Raw genomic sequence first — 23464 nt, 5'->3', positions numbered from 1 at the left:
TGGCGATGCGAAGAAGCGAGTCTTTATAATAAAGTGATGGTAACACTTTATTAGCAAGTTCCTCACGGGTGCATTTTAATCATTAACGGAGTCTTTATGATTCATCGCGACCAATTAGTGGCAGCCTGTGATCATCAGTTGCGCGCCTCACAGTTTAAAGACTTTACGATTAACGGATTGCAAGTAGAGGGTGGCGACCAAGTTAGGCGAATTATGACCGGCGTGACGGCCTGTCAGGCGTTGCTGGATGAAGCGGTCGCCTGGCAGGCGGATATGCTGTTGGTGCATCACGGCTATTTTTGGAAAAACGAGCCCGTGGCGATTACCGGCATGAAGCAAAAGCGGATTAAAACGCTGCTTGATCATGATATCAGTTTATTGGCGTATCACCTGCCCCTGGATGCTCATGCAGAGATGGGTAATAACGCCGAATTGGCTAGGCGTCTTGGCTGGAAGGTTGAGGGCTGTCTTGATGGGGAGCTTGGCGACGGGTTGTTATGGTCTGGACGCCTAGCGCAGCCTCAGACTGTGCAAACCTTGGCCGCGCATGTTGCGTATACACTGCAGCGTGAACCGTTGGTGATTGAGGCCCCACAAGTGGGCAATATAGAGCGTATTGCCTGGTGCACCGGCGGTGCACAGGACATGATAACGGCCGCGTTTGAGGCCGGGGCGCAGGCCTTTGTGTCGGGTGAAATATCCGAGCGAACTACGCATCTTGCGCGTGAAATGGGCATTCACTACATCGCAGCGGGCCACCATGCGACTGAGCGCTACGGTGTTCAGGCCCTGGGCGAATGGCTAAGCGATGGGTACGGTGTCGAGCACCGCTTTGTGGATATCGATAATCCCGCCTAATGAAGGGCTTGCCCCCTAAGCGTCGATGACGTTCAAGGGGGCTCGGTAACCTCTTGGGTTGATTAATAACGCGGGGGCTGAGGCGTCGCTGCTTCTTTGCCCTTCAAGCCAAAGTCTTCCGATAGCGTGCCGTTTTTGCCGTCGGCGTAGTCGCGGGGAGTTGCCGGGGCGGCGCTTTCCTCGGTCGACTCTTCGCCTGCGTCTATGTCGGTTAGATCAAGGCCGGGTTGAATGGCGGCGTCGCGAATATTCCACTCTTCGGCGTCCGCTTTGAGCTGTCGCTCTAGCTGGTTGGCTTCATCACGTATGTTGCTGAGGCGTGTGTATATCCCTGTCAAGTGACTGCCCACGCTGCTCTTCAGTTCAGCGATTTGGTGTTCGTGTTCGAGTAGCTGTTGCCGCAAGGCAGCTCTCTCGCGCTGGCTTTTGCTGAATAAGCGATAGCAACCCATGCCAGCGATAAAGCCGACGATAAGACCGATCACAGCAAATGTTAATGGTGAGCTTGCGTCCACAGTGTTCTCCCTGGCGCTTTGTAACTATAACTGTCGGCTGCATTAGCCATCAGCTTAACGATCAAACAGGCTGCTATTATAGGCGTCAGTCAGGCGGTTGGGTCAATCCGCTCATGCGCGATGGCGTCTCAGTGGGTATAATCGCAGTCTTCTTAGGGGTGCCAGCGGTCATGCTGGTGGCTGCGTTTCATGGTTTGGGAGGCGATTGCATGTCATTAACACCTGCGGGTAAACCGATGTCAAAAGCGCGTCCTAAAACGCCGATAGAGCGCTATCGAGCGGATTTGGAGCGTGATGATTTTCAATACGATGCGGCGCAGGAAGCCGCAGTTAAGCACCTTCAGCGGCTTTACGATGAGCTGGTCGCCGCGCCCACCACCGTGCCTAAAGCCCTGGTCGCTAATAGAGGGCTAAAAGCCAAAATGGCGGGTTTTATGGGCAAGAGGTCCTCATCGGCTGATGCCCCCGTTTTGCCCCAAGTGAAGGGGCTGTATTTTTGGGGTGGGGTAGGGCGTGGCAAGACCTACTTGGTGGATACCTTTTACGAGGCGTTGCCCTTTGCCGATAAAATGCGTACCCACTTTCATCGTTTTATGCAGCGTGTGCATAACGAGCTGACCCATTATAAAGGCGAAAAAAATCCGTTAACGCTGATCGCCGGTAAATTTGCGGCGGAAGCACGGGTTATCTGCTTTGATGAATTCTTTGTCAAAGATATTACCGATGCGATGATTCTAGCCAACTTGCTGGAAGCGCTGTTCGAGCGCGGGGTCGTGTTAGTGGCGACCTCCAATATCGTACCCGATGAGTTGTATAAAAACGGCCTGCAGCGGGCGCGTTTCCTGCCCGCTATCGCGCTTGTTAACAGCCACTGCGAGGTGGTCAACGTTGACTCTGGGGTTGATTACCGATTGCGTGCGCTAGAGCGTACTGCCATCTTCCATTCGCCGCTGGATGAGGCGGCTGAGCGTGAATTGGCGCGTAGCTTTCGGGAAATAGCCGGGCACGAAGGCGAAGCAGAGGCGTCGCTAGAGGTGAATCACCGCGTGTTAACAATGCGCCGTCTGCATGACGACGTGGCGTGGTTTGAGTTTCTCGAGCTGTGCGACGGGCCGCGCAGTCAGAATGATTATATTGAGCTGGCTCGGGAGTTCCACACGGTGCTGGTATCTAACGTCGTGCGGATGGATGCCCAAAACGATGATCAGGCGCGCCGCTTCATTAACATGGTCGATGAATTTTATGACCGTGGTGTAAAGTTGCTGATGTCGGCGGAAGCGCCGATAGAAGAGCTTTATAGCGATGGCAAGCTAACGTTTGAATTCCAGCGCACGCTTTCACGCCTGCAAGAAATGCAGTCTAAAGAGTATCTCGCCATGGCGCATAAGCCCTAGCCTGAACCGTCGGCAAGCCCGCGATAAAAAAGTCGTGATACGGCTTAACTTGTCATATTCCTTGCTGTAGAATGCGCTCGCTACATGTTGCTTGCCATGCTTGCCATGCTTGCCATGCTTGCCATGCTTGCAACCAAAAAGAATAGGGATGGTGCTTCGCCGTGCAACGGTGTAAGTCACCCCATACATTTAATCTGGTGATTTCATCCATGAAGACGTTCAGTGCTAAGCCGCAGTCCGTCCAGCGCGACTGGTATGTAGTCGACGCCAAGGACAAAACGCTCGGTCGTCTGGCAACCGAGATTGCTCGCCGCCTACGCGGTAAGCATAAACCCGAATTTACCCCTCACGTTGATACCGGCGACTACATCGTCGTTATCAACGCAGAGAAAGTCCACGTAACCGGTAATAAGGCGAAGGCTAAAACCTACTATCGCCACACGGGTTACCCGGGCGGTCTGCGCTCCATGACATTCGACAAAATGCTTGATCATGCGCCCGAGCGCATCATTGAGTCTGCCGTTAAAGGCATGTTGCCGAAAGGTCCTTTGGGCCGTGCCATGTACACAAAACTAAAAGTGTACGCCGGTGCCGAGCATCCGCATGCTGCCCAACAGCCGCTTGAACTGAACCTCTGAGGAAATCTTCGCCATGACACAGCAGTATTACGGTACCGGGCGCCGCAAGACTTCCACCGCTCGCGTGTTTATGAAGCCGGGCTCTGGCAAAATTAGCGTCAACAACCAAGACCTCGATCTCTATTTTGGTCGTGTTACCGGTCGCATGGTTGTTCGTCAGCCGCTTGAATTGACTGAAACATTGAATCAATTCGACATCTTCGTCACCGTCGCTGGTGGCGGTGGTTCGTCTCAAGCTGGCGCCATTCGCCACGGCATTACCCGCGCCCTGATGAACTACAACGAAGACCTGCGTCCTTCGCTACGTGCCGCTGGCTACGTCACGCGTGACGCACGTCAAGTTGAGCGTAAGAAAGTCGGTCTACGCAAAGCGCGTCGTCGTCCGCAGTTCTCCAAGCGTTAAGCCTTTACGCTATGCGACAAAACGTCCAGGTCTCCGACCTGGGCGTTTTTTATTGGAATATCAAAAAACTATATTGCTGTTACCACTATGGTCACGGGCGGTTGTTCTTGTGCACAGCGCTTAGTTTTTTTACCATAGAGCGTAATTAATATTCGTCGCCGCAGACACCTTTTGTGGCGGAACGGGTAAGCTGATGGGAGAAACCTTAAATGGCAGATAACGGCATAAACAAAGGCCGACGCCGTTTCCTTGTAGGCGCCACCTCTGTTGTGGGTGCGGTGGGCGCTGTCGGGGTTGCGGTCCCCTTTGTGGCTTCTTGGCAGCCTAGTGCCAGGGCAAGAGCGGCGGGTGCTCCCGTTCAGGCGGATATATCCAGGCTTGAACCAGGGCAGCGCATGACTGTGGAATGGCGTGGTCGTCCTATATGGATCATCAACCGCACACCGGAGATGATTGAGCGCACTGAAGCTCTGAATGCCGATAGCTTGGCGGATCCTGATTCAGAGGTGCCGCAGCAGCCAGTGTACGTGACCAGTGAATTGCGCTCCATTAGACCAGAAATCGGCGTGTTAATTGGTATCTGTACCCACCTGGGCTGTTCGCCGCTTTTCCGGCCAGAGCCTGATGCAGAAGGTGTGGGCGTTGATAACTGGCCGGGTGGTTTCTTCTGTCCTTGTCATGGGTCGCGCTTTGATCTGGCGGGTCGCGTGTTTAGTAACGTCCCCGCGCCGACCAACCTTGAGGTGCCACCCTATCGCTTTGAAAACGATGACATCATCGTGGTGGGCGAAGATGAGGAGACTGCCTGATGGCCAATCCCAATAAAGCCAAAGCAGAAAGCGGCATCATGCGCTGGGTAGACGACCGCTTTCCTGCTACTCAGATGATGCAAGATCATCTGACAAAGTACTACGCACCGAAGAATTTTAACTTCTTCTATCTGTTTGGCGTGCTAGCGATGCTGGCGCTCGTCAATCAGATACTGACGGGCGTATGGCTTACCATGAGCTATAACCCTTCCGCAGAAGGTGCTTTTGACTCCATTGAGTACATCATGCGTGATGTCGAGTGGGGTTGGCTGATTCGCTATATGCACACGACAGGCGCGTCTGCCTTCTTTGTCGTCATTTATATGCATATGTTCCGCGGGCTATTATATGGCTCTTACAAGGCGCCTCGCGAACTGGTGTGGATATTTGGTATGACCATTTATCTGGCACTCATGGCGGAAGCCTTTATGGGCTACCTGCTGCCATGGGGGCAGATGTCCTACTGGGGCGCTCAGGTCATTATCTCACTGTTCTCCGCTATTCCGGCTATTGGCCCCGATTTGGCGCAGTGGGTGCGTGGTGACTTCCTGATTACCGGCATTACCCTTAACCGTTTCTTTGCGCTGCACGTGGTGGCGTTACCAATCGTGATTCTAGCGCTTGTGGTGCTGCACATTATTGCCCTTCACGAAGTGGGTTCTAATAACCCAGACGGTATCGATATCAAGCAGAAAAAGGATGAAACCGGTAAACCGCTGGATGGTATTGCGTTTCACCCCTACTACACGGTTAAAGACCTAGTGGGCATTGCGATCTTCCTGTTTGTATTCTGCGTGGTGGTGTTCTATTTCCCGGAAGGGGGCGGCTACTTCATTGAGAAGCCCAACTTTGAGCCGGCTAACCCGCTGAAAACGCCGGATCACATTGCGCCTGTCTGGTACTTTACGCCGTTCTACGCCATTTTGCGTGCGATTACTTTCTCGGTGTTTGGCTTAGACGCCAAGTTCTTGGGGGTCATATTTATGGGCGGCGCTATCGCGGTGCTGTTCGTTCTGCCGTGGCTTGATCGCAGCCCGGTACGCTCCATGCGCTATAAAGGCTGGATCTCTAAAACCATGCTGCTGCTGTTTGCCATCAGCTTCGTGATTCTGGGCATCTTGGGTGTGTTGCCATCGACTGAAGGGCGAACCCTTCTTGCGCAGGTGTGCACCGTCGTCTACTTCGCCTACTTCGTCTTGATGCCTTTCTACACCAGGCTAGAGAAGACTAAACCTCTTCCGGAAAGGGTGACTGGCTAATGAAAAAGCATCTATTAGCACTACTTTTCGCGATAGTGCCAGTAACCGCGATGGCTGCAGGGGGCGCCAGCGTGTCTCACTCGATGGACCCTGATCTGCACGATAAGGCTTCCTTACAGAACGGTATGAAACTGTATGTGAACTACTGCATGGGCTGCCACTCGCTTGAGCACCAGCGTTTTGCCCGTGCGGCTGAAGATCTGGCAATGCCTCAGGATCTGGTGGAAGAAAATCTAATTTTCTCACCGGCATTAGGCTACAACGATCAGATGCATATCGCCATGGACAGCGGCGATGCAGAAAGCTGGTTTGGCGCGGCGCCGCCGGATTTAACGCTAGAGGCGCGTCTGCGTGGAACCGATTGGATTTACTCTTATTTGCTCGGTTTCTATAAAGACCCTAGCCGTCCGACAGGCGTCAACAACACGGTGTATGAGTTGGTGGCGATGCCTAACGTGCTGGAGCCTTTGCAAGGCGTTCAGGAAATGGTTTGCGCGGAAACCGATCATCCGGTCGAGGGCCAGGAGCCTGATCCTCTGTCGGGTAAATATCAGTCGTGCGAGGTGCTGCAAGTCACCGAGCCGGGGGCGCTCGAGCCTGATGAGTTTGAGGAAGCGGTGTATGACCTGACCAACTTCCTGGCTTATGTGGGTGAGCCTTCTAAGCTGCAGGCGCAAGCATTAGCGCCTAAAGTGCTGATCTTTATCTTTATTTTCGGGGTGGTCGCGTACTTCCTTAAACGTGAATACTGGCGAGATGTGCACTAATTAGCAGTGGCTGATGATCAAGAGGGCGCACGGCGTAAGCCGTGCGCCTTTTGTTTGTTGGTAAGGCAATATAAGCAAAGCAAGCTAGCTTCCCCTAAGGGCGGGCTGGCATGTTATTATCCAAGATTGTTTTGATGCGAGGATGCTTTCATGGGTGTTGTGGCCAAGCGGTCGTCGATGATCTTTTACTCAGGTGGTGATGATCATTTCAGTCATCGTGTGCGCATTGTGCTGGCCGAGAAGGGGGTTGCCGTCGATATTGTCGATGTGCTCGACGAAAAACCGCCGGAAGAGTTGGCAGACCTCAACCCGTACAACAGCGTACCGACGCTGTTAGATCGAGATTTGGTGCTGTATGAATCCAAGGTCATGATGGAGTACTTGGATGAGCGTTTCCCGCATCCCCCGTTGTTGCCTGTTTATCCCGTAGCCCGCGCGCAGAGTCGGCTGTGGATGCACCGTATTGAGCGCGAGTGGTGCCCGATGGTTGATCAGATTCGCAGCGGCGGTAAGAAAGAGGCGGATAAGGCGCGTAAAGAGCTGCGTGAAAGCTTGATTGGTATCTCGCCGATTTTCGAAGATATGCCTTATTTCATGAGCGAAGAGTTTACCCTGGTGGATTGCTGTTTAGCGCCCGTACTGTGGCGTTTGCCGGAACTCAACATCGAGTTGCCTGAAAAACAGGTTAAGCCGCTGTTGGCCTACATGTCACGGGTATTTGAGCGTGAAGCGTTTAAGGCATCTTTAAGTGAGCGTGAAAAAGAGATGCGCGCTTGAATTCATTTGGCTCCTTTGCCTGTGATAAAGGTGGGGGAGCCTTACTTGTTAGGAGGAGGGAGTCCAGATGAAATCGAGTCGCCCCTATCTCGCCCGAGCACTGTATGAGTGGTTGTTGGACAATGAGTTAACCCCTTATGTAGTGGTCGATGCCACCTTGCCTGGCGTCGAGGTGCCCCGCCAGTTCGTTCAAAATGGTCAGATTGTTTTGAACGTGGCACCAACGGCCGTGCGCGATCTGTTCATGGAGAACCAGGCGATAGGCTTTAATGCGCGCTTTGGCGGGCAACCCATGCAGGTAATGATTCCCACGCCGGCGTTAATTGCTATCTACGCTCGAGAAAACGGCGCGGGCATGGTCTTTGGCCATGAGCCTGAACTTGAGGATGGAGCTGAGTCCTCGGGTGATATTGAGGACGAAGATAATGCTTCTGGTAAGTCGGCGCCTTTAGCCAAGAAAGAGCCTTCAGCCAAGGGCAAGAAAGAGCCTTCAGCCAAGCCAGAGCTGTCAATCACAGCAAAGGATGGTGATCATTCGAAGACGTCCTCAGCGGAAGCCGACAAAGACCCCAAGTCGAAGAAAAAGCCGACGCTGCGGGTGGTCAAGTAAAACGCCTGATGCGGCACAATAAAAAGCCTCGCTCTGATAAGAGCGAGGCTTTTTTAATTCAGTCGAGGTACTCAAACACCTTAACAATGCGCTGTACGCCGCCTACAGCAGAGGCTGCATTGACGATACGGTCCGCCTCTTCACGGCTAACGCGGCCCATTAGATAAACGCTGGCATTTTCAGTGGTGACTTTTATTTTGGAGGAGTCGATGCGGTCATTCGTAGCTAACTGGCTGATCACATTGGTGGTTAACCACGTATCGGCGAGGCGCTGAGTAGCGGGCAGGCGGGCGGCGATGGTCAGTTCATTATGAACCCGGTCAACGCCGCGCAAGTTGCTGGTGACGTTGCCGGCCATGTCGCGCAGTTCCTCGCTGGGCACCTGGCCCACCAGTAGCACAACGCCATCGAAGCTATGAGCGCGGATGCGGGCATCGCCTAGCCGCGCGTCGGCACGTTTCAGTGCGCTTTCCACCTCGCGCTCAATGGTTGCATCAATGGCCTCAACGTCTTCGCTACGCTGGGCGTAGTTGGACGGGTTGGACGCTGAGTTGTTGGCACAGCCGCTGATAAAGAGGGCCGCACAAAGCGCGACGGCGATTAGGCCACGAGAGGAGAGGCGTTGGGTCATCGGTATGACTCCTTAATGTAAGTGGTGACGCAGTTGAACAGGGCCGATAGGCGCTTAAGCACTGCCAAACAGCTGTTCATCAATAAGGTCGCACAAGCAGTGGATCACCAGCAGGTGGACCTCTTGGATGCGCGCCGTCGAAGTGGCGGGAACGCGAATTTCACAGTCATCCTGGCCTAACAGCGACGCCATATCGCCACCGTCGCGGCCGGTAAGTGCTACCACGGTCATGTCTCGGTCGTGGGCGGCCTGGATCGCTTGCACAATATTGCCTGAATTGCCGCTGGTAGAAATGGCCAATAGCACATCGCCGGGCTGACCGAGGGCACGGATCTGCTTTGAAAACACCTCATTATAGCTGTAGTCGTTAGCGATTGAGGTGAGCGTAGAGGTATCGGTAGTGAGCGCCAGCGCGGGTAGGCTGGGGCGTTCACGTTCAAATCGATTAAGTAGCTCAGAGGAGAAGTGCTGGCTATCACCAGCGCTACCGCCGTTACCGCAGGCAAGAATTTTACCTTCGCTGACCAGGCACTGCACCATCATTTGGCTGGCCACCTCGATAAAGGGGGGCAATACTTCGCTGGCATAGGTTTTGGTGTCGATGCTGGCGTTAAAGTGATCGAGTATACGAGCTTGAAAGTCCATCAGGGCTTCCTGATTAAAATGGAGGGTTTAAATAGTCTCAAAAGGCGTCAAAAGCGGCTTTTACCCAGTGAAAGTCGAGATCAGGCGGCTTGCCAATAATCGCCAGGATATCAAAGCGGCAGGGTGATGAAAGCCCTCCGCGGGCAAGATATAAGCTGGCCGCCCGCACCAGGCGTTGTTGCTTTTGATAGGTGATGGTTTCCAGCGGGTGTCCGTAACGCGCAGTGGTACGATGTTTGACCTCAACAAACACAAGAATATCGTCATCGCGCATCACCAAGTCAAGCTCACCGCCCTTGACGTGATGGTTCTGCGCAATGAGGGTGAGGCCCCGCTGACATAGCCATTCAGCGGCGACTTGCTCAATGGCAGCACCGCGAGCCCTAGCGGTACGGGCGTTATTCGTCACTGCTTTCCTGGGCCGTATCCGCGGGGAGGGGTATTAAAATAGGCGCAGGGACGCCGTTTTGAAATTTTGCCCAGGGCAGTTCGCGGTAAATGCGCCCGTCACCGTTGAGAGAGAGGGTGCCGGTGCTACCATTCAGACCGTTCAGTTCGTCGAGGTTGGAGAGGCGGATGGCCAGTTCGTAAGCATCCACGCCCATTGCCATTAGGCGGAACATGGAGGCGTCGGATTCGTCGCGTAAACGCTGGTAGGTCGCTGCGAAGGGCAGTGCTTCTTCGCCACCCACGGCCGCGTCGGGGATTTGCCAGGGAATATCCATAAACATCACGTCGTTCAGATCTTGGTCAAGGCGAGTTTGCAGGCGCCCTTCGTGTAAATGTGAGGTGGCATAAATGGGGAGATCAGGTGCGTAGTAGTAGTCCATGGTAGGCGGCACCTGACGCGCGTACTCAGGCAGGGCGAGCAGAAACAGCGCGTCTATATTGCCCAGCCGGGCGCGGTCACCGCTAACGTTGAGGGCGGTTTGAACGGCATTGGCAACCGAGCTTTCAGGGTTGTAGCGCACGGCATTGGTAATCTCACCGCCTTGGCGTTGCCACTCATTCCAAAAGGCTTCGCCTACCCGGCGGCCCCAGTCATTATCGGGCACCATCACGGACATTTGGCGTTGACCATCCTGCCAGGCGCGCTGAGCGGCTTGGCGGGCCTCGTCTTCCGCCGACAGGCCGTACTGGAACAGCCGCTGGGCCTGATTGCTGTCACCGCTACCATAGTTAAGCGCTAGCGTGGGAAGCGGCACGCTGGCGCGCTGTTCCAGCTGGGTGACTTGGTCTTTGGCTAACGGGCCGATAATTAGCTGCGCGTTCATTTGCTGTGCGCGATCATACAGCTCGTCCGTTGAGTAGCGTGAGGCGTCTAGAAAGCTGAGCTCGACATTGTCGCCGGTAACCTCATGGTGCTGACGCATGGCCGTGGCAATCGTATTGGCAACGCTGCTAAGCGGTCCTGATTCGGGCAACGCAACCACGATACGGCGAATATCTTGCCCTTCAAGCTCGGGCAGCGCGATGCTGACCGCGCTGGGCTGATCCAGTGCGTCGCGGGCCCAGCGCTGACGCTCGGCAAGCCTCTCTTGCTGATTGGCTTGCATCGGCAGTTCGTCATCGAGCACCTGTGTCGCCCGCAGTACGGCGCGCGGCTCGTCTAAGGCGCGCGCAAGTTCGGAAAACAGCAAGGCCCAGCGCACACGGTCAGGCTCTGATAGCAGGCTTTCATCAATGCCACTGGCGGTGTCGAACGCGTTATCGCGCTGCCCCTGGCGGGCAAGGATATTGGCAGCTTCCAGGCGCGTTCTGGCGGCTTGCTCCGGCGCTTGCTGCTCCGCCTGGCTGAGTAGCTGGCCAGGGTCTTCATCGGGCACACGATCCACCACGCTAGGCGACTGCATCGCACAGCCAGCAACGAGAAATGCCATGAGGGCAGCGGCGAGTAAGCCACGTAATGACTGTTTCATGTATCCTTCCTTAGGTTTCCATTTGCGCTGTCGCTGTTTGCCAGCGATTGACGGTGCCACGGCACAAGCATAGCGCACCGGCCGAGCAAGCCACCAACGAATCGAGAGTCATTAACGAATTGAAAGTCATTAACGAACTGAAAGTCATCAACGAATTGAGAGTCAATAATGACAGATCATAATCCGGGCACATTGTACGTGGTTGCCACGCCAATTGGGAATTTGGACGACTTAACCGCGCGTGCCGCTCGGGTGTTAGGGCAAGTAACGCGGATTGCGGCTGAAGATACCCGCCATAGCGGACGCTTGTTAGCGCACTTGGGGCTCAACAAGCCCATGCTCTCACTGCACGAGCATAATGAAGCACGCCGTGTGGATACGCTCGATAGTTATCTCGCCGCCGGTGAAGATATTGCCCTGATCAGCGATGCCGGAACGCCGTTAATTAGCGACCCTGGCTTTGTATTGGTGCGCGAGCTGCGCGCACGCAATCGCCATATTGTGCCTATTCCAGGCCCCTGTGCGTTGATTACCGCTTTATCGGGCGCGGGCTTGCCGACAGACCGCTTTGTATTTGCCGGTTTTCTACCCGCTAAACCCGGCGCGCGCCGCCAAGCGTTAGACGGTTGGAAAGCCCGCGAAGAGACGCTGGTGTTTTATGAGTCCCCCCACCGTATCGTGCACACGCTTGAAGCGTTGCAAGAGCAAATGGCGGATCGCGATGTGGTATTGGCCCGAGAGCTAACCAAAACCTTCGAAACGTTTTTGCACGGCACGCCTGCATCGTTATTGGCGCAGTTGACGGCTGATCCGAATCAAGCCCGCGGCGAATTTGTGGTGATCGTCGCTGGCGCGCCACCGGTCGAGCAGAGCGAGCATCAGGCTATATCAGCAGATGCCTTGCTAGAAACACTGTTGGCCGAGGGGGTTGGCGTTAAACAGGGCGCTGCGATTGCCGCGCGAATGCTCGGCGGTCGCAAGCAGACTTGGTACGCTCGTTTGCAAGCAATCAAAGGTGACCATTGAGGCAAATCGAGGGCGCTGGTATGCTTGCCGCCGGAGTTGGCCAGACAGTCGCCGCTAACACCCGTTAAAAGGTGTTGGGGGAGGAAAGTCCGGGCTCCATAGGGCAGAGTGCCAGGTAACGCCTGGGCGGCGTGAGCCGACGGAAAGTGCAGCAGAGAGTAGACCGCCTAAGCCCCTGAAATAAACCTCTGGGGCCGGTAAGGGTGAAAGGGTGCGGTAAGAGCGCACCGCGCGCCTGGCAACAGTGCGTGGCAAGGTAAACCCCACTCGGAGCAAGACCAAATAGGGACCCAATGGCGTGGCCCGCGCTGGGTCCGGGTAGGTTGCTTGAGCGCTGTGGTAACGCAGCGCCTAGAGGAATGGCTGTCCACGACAGAACCCGGCTTATCGGCCGACTCCCCATTTTCCTTTCAGGGCGTGCATGCACGCCCTTTCTAGCGTTATTTTTAACGATATCGTCTTTTATATTCTTGTGTGAGAAAAACATGCCGTCTGCTGACGCTGAACAGGTTGCTTCCCGCTTTCGCCATACCAGCGTACTCCTGGAAGGGGCTGTCGATGCCTTGGTTCACGATGCTCAAGGCATTTATCTAGACGGAACCTTCGGCAGAGGCGGGCACTCACGGCTAATTCTTGATCGTTTGGATGCCCAAGGCCAGCTGCTCGCCATGGATCGCGACCCTCAGGCGATTGAGGCGGCCGCTGCGATAGACGATTCGCGCTTCCAGATTGCCCAGCGTGAGTTTGCGCAACTTGGCGAGTTTGCCCGTGAGCAAGGCGTGTTCGGTCAGCTTTCCGGTGTGCTGCTTGATGTTGGCGTTTCTTCCCCCCAGCTTGATGATCCCGAGCGCGGCTTCAGCTTTATGCGCGATGGCCCGCTGGACATGCGCATGGACCCAACCCAAGGCCAGAGCGTTGCTGACTTCCTGGCGCGGGCCAGCGAGTCAGACATTGCCTACGTGTTTAAAACCTACGGTGAAGAGCGCTACGCCAAGCGTCTCGCCCGCGCCGTGGTGACTCGCCGGGTCGAAAAGCCGTTCACCCATACGGTGGACCTGGCTGAAGTGCTCAAGGTAGCCCACCCAGCGTGGGAAAAGGGTCGTCACCCGGCCACCAAGGCGTTCCAAGGGCTGCGTATTTTTGTTAATGCCGAGCTTGAGCAGTTAGACAGTGCGCTGGATGCTGCCTTGGAGGCACTCGCCCCCGGCGGGCATCTCGTGGTGATCAGTTTCCATTCGCTCGAAGACCGTCGCGTGAAGCGCTTTATCCGTTACCATGTCCGCGGTGATACCCATCTGCCGCGCGGGGTGCCTATTCGCGACGATCAATTGAATCGGCGGCTAGAAGCGCTGGGCAAAGGCGTGCGGCCGAGTGATGTTGAAGTGGATGCCAATCCTCGTGCTCGCAGTGCCGTCATGCGGGCTGCACGCAAACGGAAGTAAATGTCATCATGAGCATGGATCGGATTGAGCAGTGGGCAACCACGCTACGCACCGAATGGCCTTTTAAACTGCGTCTGCGTGCCTGGCCGGTAATCATTGGTCTGCTGTTTTTACTCTGTATGGCTTCAGGGCTGGGCGTGGTTATCACTACCCATATGACGCGGGTCCACTTTGCGCAGCTGCAACAGCTGGAACAAGAAGAAAACCAACTGCAAACCGAATGGGGGCAATTACTGCTAGAAGAGGGCGCCTGGTCAACGCCTGCCCGTATTGAGCAAATTGCCACTGAACGCCTGGGTATGCGAATCCCCGATGTCAACGACGTTGAGGTGATTCGGCCATGAGGCGTGAGCGCCGAGGCAGTACCTCTCGTCAGGCTCCGATCGCGCCGCCTTTGGGTAGCGGCCGGTTTATGTTTATTTTATTGGCGATTGGGCTGGCGACTGCCATCCTAATCGGCCGTATTACGCTTTTGCAGGTCATCGATCGCCCCTTTCTGCAGAGCCAGGGTGACGCGCGGACTCTCCGCCACGAAACAATCCCTGCCCACCGCGGTATGATTACTGACCGTAATGGCGAGCCGCTGGCAATTTCCACGCCGGTAGTGACCATCTGGGCCAATCCGCAGGAGTTACCCGACGATGCTATTCAGCGCATAGTGCTAGCCCAGGCGCTGGGGATGACATTGGATGACTTTGAGGCGCGGGTGGCGCGCTTTAGCGAGCATGAGTTTATGTACTTGCGCCGTCAAATGACCCCCGCGGCAGCCCAGCAGATTCTTAATTTACGCACCCCCGGTGTTTACCCGCAGCGCGAATACAAACGCTATTATCCTGCCGGCGAAGTCGCCGCCCAGCTGCTCGGGGTGACCAACGTTGATGATGTTGGTCAAGAGGGCTTGGAACTCGCCTATCAGCCTTATTTAGCCGGCCACCCTGGCCAGCGGCGGGTGATTAAAGATCGTCGTGGGCGGCTAGTCCGTGAGCTGGGCGTGATTAACGAAGCCCAGCCCGGGGGAGAGCTGACGCTTGCCATCGATCAGCGTATTCAATACATGGCGTACCGTGAGTTGCGCAATGCCGTGGTCGAAAACGATGCCGATGGCGGCGTGTTGGTAATGATGGATGCGCGGACAGGGGAGGTGCTGGCCATGGCCAACTTGCCTTCCTATAACCCCAATAACCGGGCGGGACTTGACCCGCGTGGGTTGCGTAACCAGGCGCTGGTCGATGTCTTTGAGCCAGGCTCGGTCATGAAGCCCTTGGCCATGGCTGCCGTGCTGGAAAGCGGCGTGGTGGATCGCGACGCAATGGTCGATACGTCCCCCGGCTGGATGCGCCTGGACCAGTTTACCATTCGCGATTTCCGGAATTACGGTGAGCTGGATCTGGCCGGCATTCTTGAACATTCTTCAAATGTGGGCATGTCGCGCTTGGCGCTGCGCCTGAGCGATACGGCGATTTGGGAAAAATATAATCAATTAGGGCTGGGGCAGGCTCCGGGTACCGGTTTTCCTGGTGAATCAACGGGTAGCCTGCCTGCCCCTGTGCGCTGGTCACGCAGCGAGCGAGCGACCCTTGCCTATGGTTACGGTCTTTCTGCGTCGGCGGTTCAGTTGGCGAGTGCCTACACGGCGTTAGCCAATGATGGCGTGCGATTGCCACCCTCGCTACTGCGTCTTTCTGAGCCCCCTCAGGGTATTCTTGCGATCGAGCCAACGGTTGCCAATGACCTACTGAATATTCTCGAAACCTCGGTCGCGGCTTATACCGGCGGTCGGCGAGCACGGGTAGAAGGCTATCGCGTTGGCGGTAAAACAGGCACGGTGCGTAAAATAGGCCAGCAAGGCTATACCACCGATGCTTATCGCAGCGTTTTTGCCGGGATTGCGCCGATATCTGACCCGCGTATTGTCACCGTGGTGATGGTCGACCACCCCAAAGCGGGTGAATTTTACGGTGGCGCTGTCGCCGCACCGGTATTTTCCAGTGTGACGGGCAATGCCTTACGCTTATTGGATGTGCCGCCTGATCACGAAGTGGAATAGTTTTTTAAGGAGATTGCATGACGCTGAGTCCAAGCGATGTGTTGACGGCGCTCACGCAAGTATGGCCCGAGTCATCACTGCCCGCCGAGCTGCCTACGTTGCCGGAGCAAGTGCGCATTGAAACCGATTCGCGCAAGCTCACCCAGGGCGACGTTTTTGTGGCAGTGCCCGGTAGCCAGCACGACGGCCGCGACTTTATCGAGCAAGCGCTTGACGCCGACGCTGCGCTAATCTTGGCGCAGGGTGATCAAGGCGCTGTTCAGTTGGATGGCCGGGTGCTTTGGCTGCCCGATCTAGCGCTGCAGTTAGGTGAGCTGGGGCGGGCTTTATTCAACGTGCCGCATGATCTTGAAGTGATCGGCGTGACCGGCACCAACGGCAAAAGCTCGGTCACTCATTACATCGCCGCACTGAGCGAGGTGCTAGGCAAGCCGGCGGGCGTTATCGGTACCCTGGGCATGGGGCGGCCCGGCAAATTGCTGGACAGCGGCTTAACTACGCCAGGCCCGCTGGCGCTGCAAGCCACGCTGGGCGAATTGGCCCAGCAGGGGGTGCGACGAGTTGCTCTAGAGGCCTCTTCCCATGCCTTGGATCAGCACCGTTTAGACGCGGTGAACGTCAGCGTCGGTGTTTTCACCAACCTGACCCGCGATCATTTGGATTACCACGGTAGCATGGCGGCCTACGCTGCCTCGAAAGCGAAGCTGTTTCGCCGTCCTGAGCTTAGTTTGGCGGTGGTTAATGGCGATGACGCACTGGTGCGCTTAATGCTAGCGGGCTGTGCTAAGAGCGTGCGGGTATTGGCGACCGGCCAGGATGAGGCCGTGACGCTGCGGGTGCTGGACTGGCAGGCGTTTGAGCAAGGTCAACAGGCGATGGTCGCGACCCCCGACGGCGAAAAAATGCTGCACTTAAGTTTAATCGGGCGCTTTAATTTAGATAACGTGCTGCTGGCGATGGCGGTGCTCTACGGTTTAGGCGAACCGCTCGATGCCCTGTTCGAGGCCGCGTCGTCGCTTGCCCCTGTGCCAGGCCGTATGGAGCTGTATGGCGATGTTGGCGCCCCCAGCGTGGTGGTGGACTATGCCCACACGCCGGATGCTCTGCAGAGCGCGCTTAAAGCATTACGCGCACACTTGGGCGATGCAGGCAAATTATGGTGCGTGTTTGGCTGTGGCGGCGAACGGGATACCGGGAAAAGAGCTGAAATGGCCAAAGCCGCTGAGCCGTTAGCGGATCATATCGTGGTCACCGACGATAACCCACGGCACGAAGCCGCTGGGCAAATTCGCCAGCAGATCCTGGCCGGATTTTCCGCTAACGCCGGAGTGACTGAAATAGGCGAGCGTCGCGACGCTGTCGCCGCCGCTATTCGCCAAGCGGCCCCGCAGGATGTGGTGCTGATCGCCGGAAAAGGCCATGAGGCCTATCAGGATATTCAGGGCGTACGCCACGCCTATGCCGATAGCGATGAGATTCAGCGCGCCTTTGCCCTGCGGAGAGCCCAGTAATGCGCTGGGCTCTTAGCCAAGTGGCCGCGGCGCTCGGCATCGAGGCGTCGCCAGAGTGTGCGCAATTAACCGTTCATTGTGTGATTACCGATACTCGCAACATTGAGCCCGGGTGCCTGTTTGTCGCTTTAAGAGGCCCGCGTTTTGACGGCCACGACTTTGTTGACGATGCCCGTGCGCAGGGCGCAGCTGCCGCGCTAGTCGAGACGCCTGTGGCGAGCGACTTACCCCAGCTAGTGTGCCCTGATACGCGCTTAGCCTTAGGCCTGCTGGCCGGTGCGCACCGACGCACCTGGCAGGGCCCTTTGGTGGCGGTCACCGGCAATAGCGGTAAAACCACGGTAAAGGAAATGTGCGCTGCACTACTGGCCCCGTTAGGGGAGGTGTTAGCGACCCAGGGGAATCTGAACAACGATTTTGGCGCACCGCTTACGTTGCTGCGACTGCGCCAGCAGCATCAAGTCGCCGTGATAGAGCTAGGCGCGAATCATCTCGGCGAGATTGCTTGGACGGCGCCATTGGCACAGCCCGCTATTGCCATTATTACCAATGTCACCGGTGCCCATGTCGGCGAATTTGGTGGCATGGGGCAGATTGCCCAGGCGAAAAGCGAACTGCTTGCCGGGCTGGGCAAGCAGGGTACGGCCATTCTGAATCGCGATGACCACTACTACGCCTTTTGGGCTGCCCGAGCGGCCCCGCGGCGAGTCATCAGCTTTGGCTTCCACTCCCTGGCCGATGTGAGCGCCGCAGCGCTTTCCTGTGACCCCCAAGGGCGGTATGCTTTCACGCTATTGCAGCATGGTCGAGAACTGGGTCATGTAGCGTTACCCTTGCTAGGCAAACATAATGTTAGCAATGCCCTGGCCGCCGCTGCCGCCGCATTAACGCTGGGGGTGTCGCCTGCGCAGATAATCACGGGTTTGCAATCGCTGCCAGCGTTAGCGGGCAGGTTAACGGTGGTGGCCGGTATACGCGGCGCTACGCTGCTCGATGATACCTACAACGCCAATCCCGGCGCGGTGAAAGCCGCTTTGGATACCCTGGCGAGCTTTCCGTCGCCACGCTGGTGTGCGTTAGGGGCGATGGGCGAGCTAGGCAGTGAGTCAGAGGCCCTGCATGCGGATATTGGCCGCTATGCTGCCGCGTTGGGTATTGATGAGCTGTTCACGCTGGGCGATGCCGCGCGAGCTGCCAACGAAGCTTTTGGTCGTGGGCTGCATTTTAACGATCACGAGGCGCTAAAGCGTCATGTCACTAATACTTTGCCGCCGGACACCACGCTGCTGGTGAAAGGATCACGTAGTGCGGGCATGGAAGATGTCGTTAATGCACTGCGTGCGGACGATATAAGGTAAACGCCGCACATGTTACTTCACTTGGCGAATTTTCTGTCGCAGTACCAATCTGCTTTTCAGGTTTTTAACTACCTAACCCTACGGGTGATCCTAGCTGCCCTGACATCATTAATGCTCTGCCTATGGCTGGGGCCATGGATGATCCGGCGTTTGGTCGAAGGTCAAATCGGGCAATCCGTGCGCGACGATGGCCCTCAGTCCCACCTTTCTAAAGCAGGCACCCCTACCATGGGGGGCGCCATGATCCTGCTGGCCATCGCCATGAGCACCTTGCTATGGGGCGACTTAACCAACTTTTATATTTGGATAGTGTTGGGCGTTACGCTAGGGTTTGGCGCCATCGGCTGGGTCGATGATTACCGCAAAGTGGTCGAGAAAAACCCGCGTGGTTTACCCGCACGATGGAAGTATTTTTGGCAGTCGGTAGTGGGCCTCGGGGCCGCCGTGCTGCTCTATTGGACCGCCTCTACGCCGGTCGAAACCAGTTTGTTAGTACCGATGTTCAAAGAGGTCGCGCTGCCGCTGGGCCTCTTCTATATCGTGCTTACCTATTTTGTCATCGTCGGGAGCTCTAACGCGGTTAATTTGACCGATGGTCTTGACGGCTTGGCGATTATGCCCACCGTGCTGGTGGCCATGGGCTTGTCAGTGTTTGCTTATGCCAGCGGTAATATCCTCTTTGCCGATTATCTACATATCCCCTTCATTGCCGGTACCGGCGAGCTAGCGGTTTTCTGCGCTACCATTGCCGGCGCCGGGCTGGGTTTCTTATGGTTCAACACTTACCCCGCCCAGGTCTTTATGGGTGATGTGGGCGCCTTGGCGTTAGGGGCCGCGCTGGGCGTCGTGGCGGTGATCGTCCGTCAGGAGATCGTGCTGTTTATTATGGGCGGTATCTTTGTCATGGAGACGGTGTCGGTGATTCTGCAGGTGGGTTCCTACAAACTCACCGGGCGGCGCATTTTTCGTATGGCACCCTTGCACCATCACTATGAGTTGAAGGGCTGGCCCGAACCACGCGTGATCGTGCGCTTTTGGATTATTACCGTCGTGCTGGTGCTGCTCGGCCTCGCAACGCTTAAAATTCGTTAATGCAGCTGGCGATGAGTGTACTGACTGGCCGCTGGCATGACGCGATAAGGAGCCTGGGATGGTGCGGGTAGCTAAAGGCTTGACGCTGGTGGTGGGGCTAGGCGTATCGGGGCGTGCGATTTGCCGCCATTTAAGCCGCTTAGAGGTGCCTTTCATGGTAGCGGATACGCGTGCCGAACCACCGGGGCTGGATGACTTTCAAGCGGCTCATCCAGGGGTTGAGGTTCATTGCGGCATGTTAACGGCGCTGGACCTGCGTGATGTTAAAGAGGTGGTGGTGAGCCCAGGGCTTGACCCGCGTATGCCAGGGCTAGCGCCACTGGCTGGGCAAACCAATCCGCACACCGGTGAGCCCTTGGTCGTCGGTGAGATAGCCCTGTTTGCACGCGCGGCTAACGCCCCCATCGCCGCGATTACTGGTTCGAATGCCAAATCGACGGTGACCACACTGTTGGGGGAAATGGCGGCTGCCGCCGGTGTAAAAGCGGCGGTGGGGGGGAATCTGGGTACGCCCGCCCTGGACCTGTTGGCCAGCCATCCCGATGCCGAGCTGTATATTCTGGAGCTGTCCAGCTTCCAGCTTGAGACAACGCCTTATCTGGGCGCAACTTGCGCAGCGTTCTTGAATTTATCCGAAGATCACCTTGACCGTCATGGTGATATGCATGGTTACCAAGCCGCTAAACAGCGTATTTTTATTGGCGCTCAGCACGCCGTGGTTAATGCCGATGATGCGCTCACCTGGCCCGTCCAGCCCGTTCCGCAAGTGACTGTCTTTTCTTACCAAGCCCCCGTAGCCGATAGCGAATGGGGGCTGGCGCCTCACGCGGAGAAGCTGACGCTAATGCAGGGCGCCACGCCCTGGCTGGCGGTTGATGAGTTAACCATGACCGGTCAGCATAACTATTTGAATGCATTGGCTGCCCTGGCCATGGGTCAGGCGCTGGGCTTCGCGGCTGAGCCCATGTGCCGAGCGCTGCGTGAATTTAAAGGCTTGGCGCACCGCAGTGAAGTCATTGCCAAAATTAACGGCGTCACCTGGGTCAACGACACCAAGGGCACCAATGTGGGCGCCACTTTGGCGGCCATTAATGGCATTGGCGCTACGCTTCAAGGGCGTTTGATTTTATTGGCAGGTGGGGTCGGCAAGGGCGCCGATTTTTCACCCTTAGCCCTCCCATTGGCGAAGTGTGCTCGGCATGTACTGCTGTTTGGCTTGGATGCCCCGCGGCTAGCCAGTGCATTGATTGAACACGTCAGTATCCTTCAGGTTGAGGATTTAACCCAGGCGATTGAAACAGCTTTTGAGCTTGCCCAGCCGGGCGACTGCGTGCTGTTATCGCCCGCCTGCGCCAGCCTGGATCAGTTTGCTAACTATCAAGAGCGCGGTGACGTTTTTCGCCAATGCGTCGCGGAAATTGCACAGAGTGCCGCTAGGGGAACAACGCAATGAGCCGAATTGAGCGTCTGCGTGAGGCGTTGACCACACGCCATCTACCCTGCGATATCTGGCTCGTAATCGCCACCGTCGCTTTGGCGGGGCTGGGGTGGGTGATGGTCAGTTCAGCGTCGATTGGTTTGTTGGAAGATACCTACCACTACGCACGCCAGCACGGTACTTTCTTGATTCTCGCCATTATGGCCTGCCTATTTGTACTCTGTGTGCCGCTTGAGCTCTGGCGCCAAAATGCGGCACTGATTCTACTCGCGAGTATTTTTCTGCTGGTTCTGGTGTTGATCATCGGCCAGGAGATTAACGGCAGTAAGCGTTGGATAGCGTTGCCAGGTCCGCTGCCTAGTTTGCAAGTTTCTGAATTTGCAAAGGTCGGGCTGATTTTTTATATGGCGGCGTTTATGTCACGCTTCGCTTACGACCTGCGCCGCCGGGCGTTCAGCATGTGGCGCCCGCTCGCCGTACTGGCCGCGCCCGCGGGTTTGCTGTTTTTAGCGCCTGATTTCGGTGGCATGGTCGTACTGACCACCTGCGTCATCGGCATGTTGATGATGAGTGGGGCGTCGCTGCTGCTGCTGGGTAGCAGCGGGATACTGCTGGGCTCTGGGGCCGTCATGATGGTGGTGATTGAGCCTTACCGGCTGGCCCGCTGGACAAGTTTTCTTGACCCCTGGGCGGACCAATTTGCCACCGGCTACCAGTTAACCCAGGCGTTGATTGCGTTTGGACGCGGGCACGTGACCGGAACCGGCCTGGGTAACAGCGTGCAAAAATTGCACTATCTACCTGAGGCGCATACCGACTTTATTTTTGCCGTCATCGCCGAAGAGCTAGGCATGATCGGCGCGATTATCGTGGTACTGCTATTTACCTTGTTTATTGCCCGCGCTATGTGGATTGGCCGTCAAGCAGAGCTTGCGGGCCATCTTTTTGGTGCCTACGTCAGCTACGGGATTGGGTTTGTGGTGGCGGCACAGGCGTTTATTAATATGGCAGTAAGTTCTGGGCTGTTGCCCACCAAGGGACTGACGCTACCGCTGATGAGTTACGGCGGTTCTAGTCTATTGGTGACAGGCGTGATGGTGGGACTGCTGCTGCGCACGGATGCCGAAACCCGTCACCGGCCCCGGCGCGCCTCCACCCCATATAAATCACGCCATGAGCCGCGTTTATCGTAACGCTATGCCGCTTGGTGCTATCAGGAGTTTGATGTGACGACAAATTCACCTCGACGCGTATTGATAATGGCAGGTGGCACCGGTGGCCATGTGTTTCCTGCATTGTCTCTCGCGCGAGCATTGCAAACCCAGCAGGTAGTGGTTGAATGGCTGGGCAGTCCACGGGGGATTGAAAACCGTCTGGTGCCCGAGGCGGGTATTGCACTGCATACCATTGCGATTAGCGGGCTGCGCGGTAATGGGCTGGCGGGTTGGCTCAAAGCGCCCCTCAATCTTAGCCGTGCGGTTTGGCAGGCGCGCGCCGTCATCCGTCGTTTTAAGCCTGACGTGGTGGTCGGCTTGGGTGGCTTTGCCAGTGGCCCCGGTGGATTGGCGGCGTGGCTGTCGGGTATTCCTATGGTGATTCATGAACAGAATGCCGTGGCAGGGCTGACCAACCGTGCCTTATCACGTCTGGCCAAGCGTACTTTTGCTGCCTTCCCCGAGGCCTTTGGGGAGCGAGCGGAAGTGATTGGTAATCCGGTGCGTGAAGATATTGCCGCCTTGGGAGACTCGCCGCGTGATGTCGCGACACTTACCGCTCGACCGCTGCGTTTGCTGGTCGTGGGCGGCTCGCTTGGCGCTGTCGCGCTTAACGAGCGTTTGGCCCCAGCGCTGGCTACGTTGCCCGTTGAACAACTCCCCCAGGTGCGCCATCAGGCGGGTAAAAGCCGTGAAGAGGCCACTACCGCCAATTATCAACAGCACGGCGTGAGCGCTGAGGTGAGCCCGTTTATTGACGATATGGCCGCCGCCTATGAGTGGGCCGATTTGGTGGTATGTCGGTCAGGCGCGCTTACCGTCGCCGAGTTGGCCGCGGCGGCTAAACCATCGCTGCTGGTGCCTTTTCCCTTTGCGGTCGACGACCACCAACGCATTAATGCGCAGGTATTGGTTAAGGCGGGTGCTGCAAAGTGTGTTGTCCAGTCAGAGCTGACCGTTGAACGGTTAAGTCAATGTTTACATGAATTACTCGTCCCCAATACCCTGGCGGCAATGGCGTCGAAAGCACGTCAGGCCGCCCATTTAGACGCCACTGAGCGCTTAACCAAAGGGTGTTTGGAGATGGTGCCATTAGGAGACTCTGCGTGAC

At 56.4% G+C, this 23464-nt stretch carries 24 protein-coding genes and 1 other RNA gene; 20 read left to right on the top strand and 5 right to left on the bottom strand.

All coding sequences use genetic code 11. From position 1 onward, the window contains the following. The first annotated feature begins 96 nt into the window (after positions 1–96). On the top strand, positions 97–858 hold the full coding sequence (locus tag HVA01_RS06095) for a Nif3-like dinuclear metal center hexameric protein (protein WP_146873951.1): 762 nt from the start codon (positions 97–99) through the stop codon (positions 856–858). Between the two features lie 62 nt (positions 859–920). On the opposite strand, the gene HVA01_RS06090 is transcribed toward HVA01_RS06095, so the two are convergent. Then, complete coding sequence (locus HVA01_RS06090; RefSeq protein WP_146873949.1) at positions 921–1373, bottom strand: Z-ring associated ZapG family protein; 453 nt, start codon at positions 1371–1373, stop codon at positions 921–923. Positions 1374–1582: 209 nt separating this feature from the next. Between HVA01_RS06090 and zapE the strand changes: the two genes are divergently transcribed. The 8 genes from zapE to HVA01_RS06050 all read left to right on the top strand — a co-directional run bounded on the left by zapE (position 1583) and on the right by HVA01_RS06050 (position 8030). After that, positions 1583–2767, top strand: coding sequence for a cell division protein ZapE (zapE, locus tag HVA01_RS06085; RefSeq protein WP_146873946.1), 1185 nt, complete (start codon positions 1583–1585; stop codon positions 2765–2767). A gap of 209 nt (positions 2768–2976) precedes the next feature. Then, on the top strand, positions 2977–3405 hold the full coding sequence (gene rplM, locus HVA01_RS06080) for a 50S ribosomal protein L13 (RefSeq protein ID WP_146873944.1): 429 nt from the start codon (positions 2977–2979) through the stop codon (positions 3403–3405). 13 nt (positions 3406–3418) lie between these two features. Next, the gene (rpsI, locus tag HVA01_RS06075; protein WP_146873943.1) at positions 3419–3808 is read left to right on the top strand and encodes a 30S ribosomal protein S9; all 390 of its coding nucleotides are present in this window, start codon (positions 3419–3421) and stop codon (positions 3806–3808) included. Between the two features lie 209 nt (positions 3809–4017). Further along, positions 4018–4617 carry a ubiquinol-cytochrome c reductase iron-sulfur subunit gene (gene petA, locus HVA01_RS06070; RefSeq protein WP_146873941.1) on the top strand — a complete coding sequence of 200 codons (600 nt, stop codon included), beginning with the start codon at positions 4018–4020 and terminating at the stop codon, positions 4615–4617. Beyond that, positions 4617–5876, top strand: coding sequence for a cytochrome b (locus tag HVA01_RS06065; RefSeq protein WP_146873939.1), 1260 nt, complete (start codon positions 4617–4619; stop codon positions 5874–5876). Before petA ends, HVA01_RS06065 begins: the two co-directional genes overlap by 1 nt. Then, the gene (locus HVA01_RS06060) at positions 5876–6643 is read left to right on the top strand and encodes a cytochrome c1 (protein ID WP_146873938.1); all 768 of its coding nucleotides are present in this window, start codon (positions 5876–5878) and stop codon (positions 6641–6643) included. Before HVA01_RS06065 ends, HVA01_RS06060 begins: the two co-directional genes overlap by 1 nt. Before the next feature lie 150 nt (positions 6644–6793). Next, entirely contained in the window at positions 6794–7420 is a 627-nt protein-coding gene (gene sspA, locus HVA01_RS06055; protein ID WP_146873936.1) for a stringent starvation protein SspA, read from the top strand. A 67-nt stretch (positions 7421–7487) separates the two neighbouring features. After that, the gene (locus HVA01_RS06050; protein ID WP_146873934.1) at positions 7488–8030 is read left to right on the top strand and encodes a ClpXP protease specificity-enhancing factor; all 543 of its coding nucleotides are present in this window, start codon (positions 7488–7490) and stop codon (positions 8028–8030) included. Positions 8031–8088: 58 nt separating this feature from the next. Here HVA01_RS06050 and HVA01_RS06045 read toward each other — a convergent pair whose 3' ends face one another. The 4 genes from HVA01_RS06045 to HVA01_RS06030 are packed head-to-tail and all read right to left on the bottom strand — an operon-like array spanning position 8089 to position 11225. Beyond that, positions 8089–8661: a BON domain-containing protein gene (locus HVA01_RS06045; RefSeq protein WP_146873932.1), complete on the bottom strand. Its 573-nt coding sequence runs from the start codon at positions 8659–8661 to the stop codon at positions 8089–8091. A gap of 54 nt (positions 8662–8715) precedes the next feature. Next, complete coding sequence (locus tag HVA01_RS06040) at positions 8716–9306, bottom strand: phosphoheptose isomerase (protein WP_146873930.1); 591 nt, start codon at positions 9304–9306, stop codon at positions 8716–8718. 37 nt (positions 9307–9343) lie between these two features. Continuing rightward, the gene (locus HVA01_RS06035) at positions 9344–9715 is read right to left on the bottom strand and encodes a YraN family protein (protein WP_146873928.1); all 372 of its coding nucleotides are present in this window, start codon (positions 9713–9715) and stop codon (positions 9344–9346) included. Next, a complete protein-coding gene (locus tag HVA01_RS06030; RefSeq protein WP_146873926.1) occupies positions 9705–11225 on the bottom strand; it encodes a penicillin-binding protein activator in 1521 nt (506 codons plus the stop codon). Before HVA01_RS06030 ends, HVA01_RS06035 begins: the two co-directional genes overlap by 11 nt. A 168-nt stretch (positions 11226–11393) precedes the next feature. Between HVA01_RS06030 and rsmI the strand changes: the two genes are divergently transcribed. The 11 genes from rsmI (at position 11394) to murG (ending at position 23463) form a co-directional block, all read left to right on the top strand. Beyond that, complete coding sequence (gene rsmI / locus HVA01_RS06025) at positions 11394–12251, top strand: 16S rRNA (cytidine(1402)-2'-O)-methyltransferase (RefSeq protein ID WP_146873923.1); 858 nt, start codon at positions 11394–11396, stop codon at positions 12249–12251. Positions 12252–12283: 32 nt separating this feature from the next. Beyond that, positions 12284–12654, top strand: an RNA gene (gene rnpB / locus HVA01_RS06020) — RNase P RNA component class A. Positions 12655–12736: 82 nt separating this feature from the next. After that, the gene (gene rsmH, locus HVA01_RS06015) at positions 12737–13693 is read left to right on the top strand and encodes a 16S rRNA (cytosine(1402)-N(4))-methyltransferase RsmH (protein ID WP_146873921.1); all 957 of its coding nucleotides are present in this window, start codon (positions 12737–12739) and stop codon (positions 13691–13693) included. Between the two features lie 8 nt (positions 13694–13701). Continuing rightward, the gene (ftsL, locus tag HVA01_RS06010) at positions 13702–14037 is read left to right on the top strand and encodes a cell division protein FtsL (RefSeq protein WP_146873919.1); all 336 of its coding nucleotides are present in this window, start codon (positions 13702–13704) and stop codon (positions 14035–14037) included. After that, complete coding sequence (locus HVA01_RS06005) at positions 14034–15740, top strand: peptidoglycan D,D-transpeptidase FtsI family protein (protein WP_146873917.1); 1707 nt, start codon at positions 14034–14036, stop codon at positions 15738–15740. Before ftsL ends, HVA01_RS06005 begins: the two co-directional genes overlap by 4 nt. A 17-nt stretch (positions 15741–15757) precedes the next feature. After that, positions 15758–17251: a UDP-N-acetylmuramoyl-L-alanyl-D-glutamate--2,6-diaminopimelate ligase gene (locus HVA01_RS06000; protein WP_146873915.1), complete on the top strand. Its 1494-nt coding sequence runs from the start codon at positions 15758–15760 to the stop codon at positions 17249–17251. After that, the gene (locus HVA01_RS05995) at positions 17251–18609 is read left to right on the top strand and encodes a UDP-N-acetylmuramoyl-tripeptide--D-alanyl-D-alanine ligase (protein WP_146873913.1); all 1359 of its coding nucleotides are present in this window, start codon (positions 17251–17253) and stop codon (positions 18607–18609) included. The genes HVA01_RS06000 and HVA01_RS05995 overlap by 1 nt, the downstream gene beginning before the upstream one ends. A 9-nt stretch (positions 18610–18618) precedes the next feature. Next, the gene (gene mraY, locus HVA01_RS05990) at positions 18619–19701 is read left to right on the top strand and encodes a phospho-N-acetylmuramoyl-pentapeptide-transferase (RefSeq protein ID WP_146873911.1); all 1083 of its coding nucleotides are present in this window, start codon (positions 18619–18621) and stop codon (positions 19699–19701) included. Between the two features lie 58 nt (positions 19702–19759). Beyond that, positions 19760–21154 carry a UDP-N-acetylmuramoyl-L-alanine--D-glutamate ligase gene (murD, locus tag HVA01_RS05985; RefSeq protein ID WP_146873909.1) on the top strand — a complete coding sequence of 465 codons (1395 nt, stop codon included), beginning with the start codon at positions 19760–19762 and terminating at the stop codon, positions 21152–21154. Continuing rightward, positions 21151–22332 (top strand): putative lipid II flippase FtsW, encoded by a 1182-nt coding sequence (gene ftsW / locus HVA01_RS05980; protein WP_146873907.1) that lies wholly within the window; start codon positions 21151–21153, stop codon positions 22330–22332. The genes murD and ftsW overlap by 4 nt, the downstream gene beginning before the upstream one ends. Positions 22333–22365: 33 nt before the next feature. After that, complete coding sequence (murG, locus tag HVA01_RS05975) at positions 22366–23463, top strand: undecaprenyldiphospho-muramoylpentapeptide beta-N-acetylglucosaminyltransferase (protein WP_146873905.1); 1098 nt, start codon at positions 22366–22368, stop codon at positions 23461–23463. Position 23464: the final 1 nt, after the last annotated feature.

Source organism: Halovibrio variabilis, assembly GCF_007991175.1.
GTDB lineage: Bacteria > Pseudomonadota > Gammaproteobacteria > Pseudomonadales > Halomonadaceae > Vreelandella > Vreelandella variabilis.
This window is presented reverse-complemented; position numbering and strand designations above follow the sequence as displayed.

Coding starts and splice junctions, on each gene's coding strand:
- HVA01_RS06030 (WP_146873926.1), bottom strand. CDS start 11,225: ATGAAACAGTCATTACGTGGCTTACTCGCCGCTGCCCTCATGGCATTT.
- ftsW (WP_146873907.1), top strand. CDS start 21,151: ATGAGCCGAATTGAGCGTCTGCGTGAGGCGTTGACCACACGCCATCTA.
- rplM (WP_146873944.1), top strand. CDS start 2,977: ATGAAGACGTTCAGTGCTAAGCCGCAGTCCGTCCAGCGCGACTGGTAT.
- HVA01_RS06005 (WP_146873917.1), top strand. CDS start 14,034: ATGAGGCGTGAGCGCCGAGGCAGTACCTCTCGTCAGGCTCCGATCGCG.
- ftsL (WP_146873919.1), top strand. CDS start 13,702: ATGAGCATGGATCGGATTGAGCAGTGGGCAACCACGCTACGCACCGAA.
- rsmH (WP_146873921.1), top strand. CDS start 12,737: ATGCCGTCTGCTGACGCTGAACAGGTTGCTTCCCGCTTTCGCCATACC.
- HVA01_RS05995 (WP_146873913.1), top strand. CDS start 17,251: ATGCGCTGGGCTCTTAGCCAAGTGGCCGCGGCGCTCGGCATCGAGGCG.
- HVA01_RS06065 (WP_146873939.1), top strand. CDS start 4,617: ATGGCCAATCCCAATAAAGCCAAAGCAGAAAGCGGCATCATGCGCTGG.
- rpsI (WP_146873943.1), top strand. CDS start 3,419: ATGACACAGCAGTATTACGGTACCGGGCGCCGCAAGACTTCCACCGCT.
- HVA01_RS06060 (WP_146873938.1), top strand. CDS start 5,876: ATGAAAAAGCATCTATTAGCACTACTTTTCGCGATAGTGCCAGTAACC.
- HVA01_RS06040 (WP_146873930.1), bottom strand. CDS start 9,306: ATGGACTTTCAAGCTCGTATACTCGATCACTTTAACGCCAGCATCGAC.
- petA (WP_146873941.1), top strand. CDS start 4,018: ATGGCAGATAACGGCATAAACAAAGGCCGACGCCGTTTCCTTGTAGGC.
- mraY (WP_146873911.1), top strand. CDS start 18,619: ATGTTACTTCACTTGGCGAATTTTCTGTCGCAGTACCAATCTGCTTTT.
- zapE (WP_146873946.1), top strand. CDS start 1,583: ATGTCATTAACACCTGCGGGTAAACCGATGTCAAAAGCGCGTCCTAAA.
- rsmI (WP_146873923.1), top strand. CDS start 11,394: ATGACAGATCATAATCCGGGCACATTGTACGTGGTTGCCACGCCAATT.
- HVA01_RS06045 (WP_146873932.1), bottom strand. CDS start 8,661: ATGACCCAACGCCTCTCCTCTCGTGGCCTAATCGCCGTCGCGCTTTGT.
- murD (WP_146873909.1), top strand. CDS start 19,760: ATGGTGCGGGTAGCTAAAGGCTTGACGCTGGTGGTGGGGCTAGGCGTA.
- HVA01_RS06000 (WP_146873915.1), top strand. CDS start 15,758: ATGACGCTGAGTCCAAGCGATGTGTTGACGGCGCTCACGCAAGTATGG.
- HVA01_RS06095 (WP_146873951.1), top strand. CDS start 97: ATGATTCATCGCGACCAATTAGTGGCAGCCTGTGATCATCAGTTGCGC.
- sspA (WP_146873936.1), top strand. CDS start 6,794: ATGGGTGTTGTGGCCAAGCGGTCGTCGATGATCTTTTACTCAGGTGGT.
- HVA01_RS06050 (WP_146873934.1), top strand. CDS start 7,488: ATGAAATCGAGTCGCCCCTATCTCGCCCGAGCACTGTATGAGTGGTTG.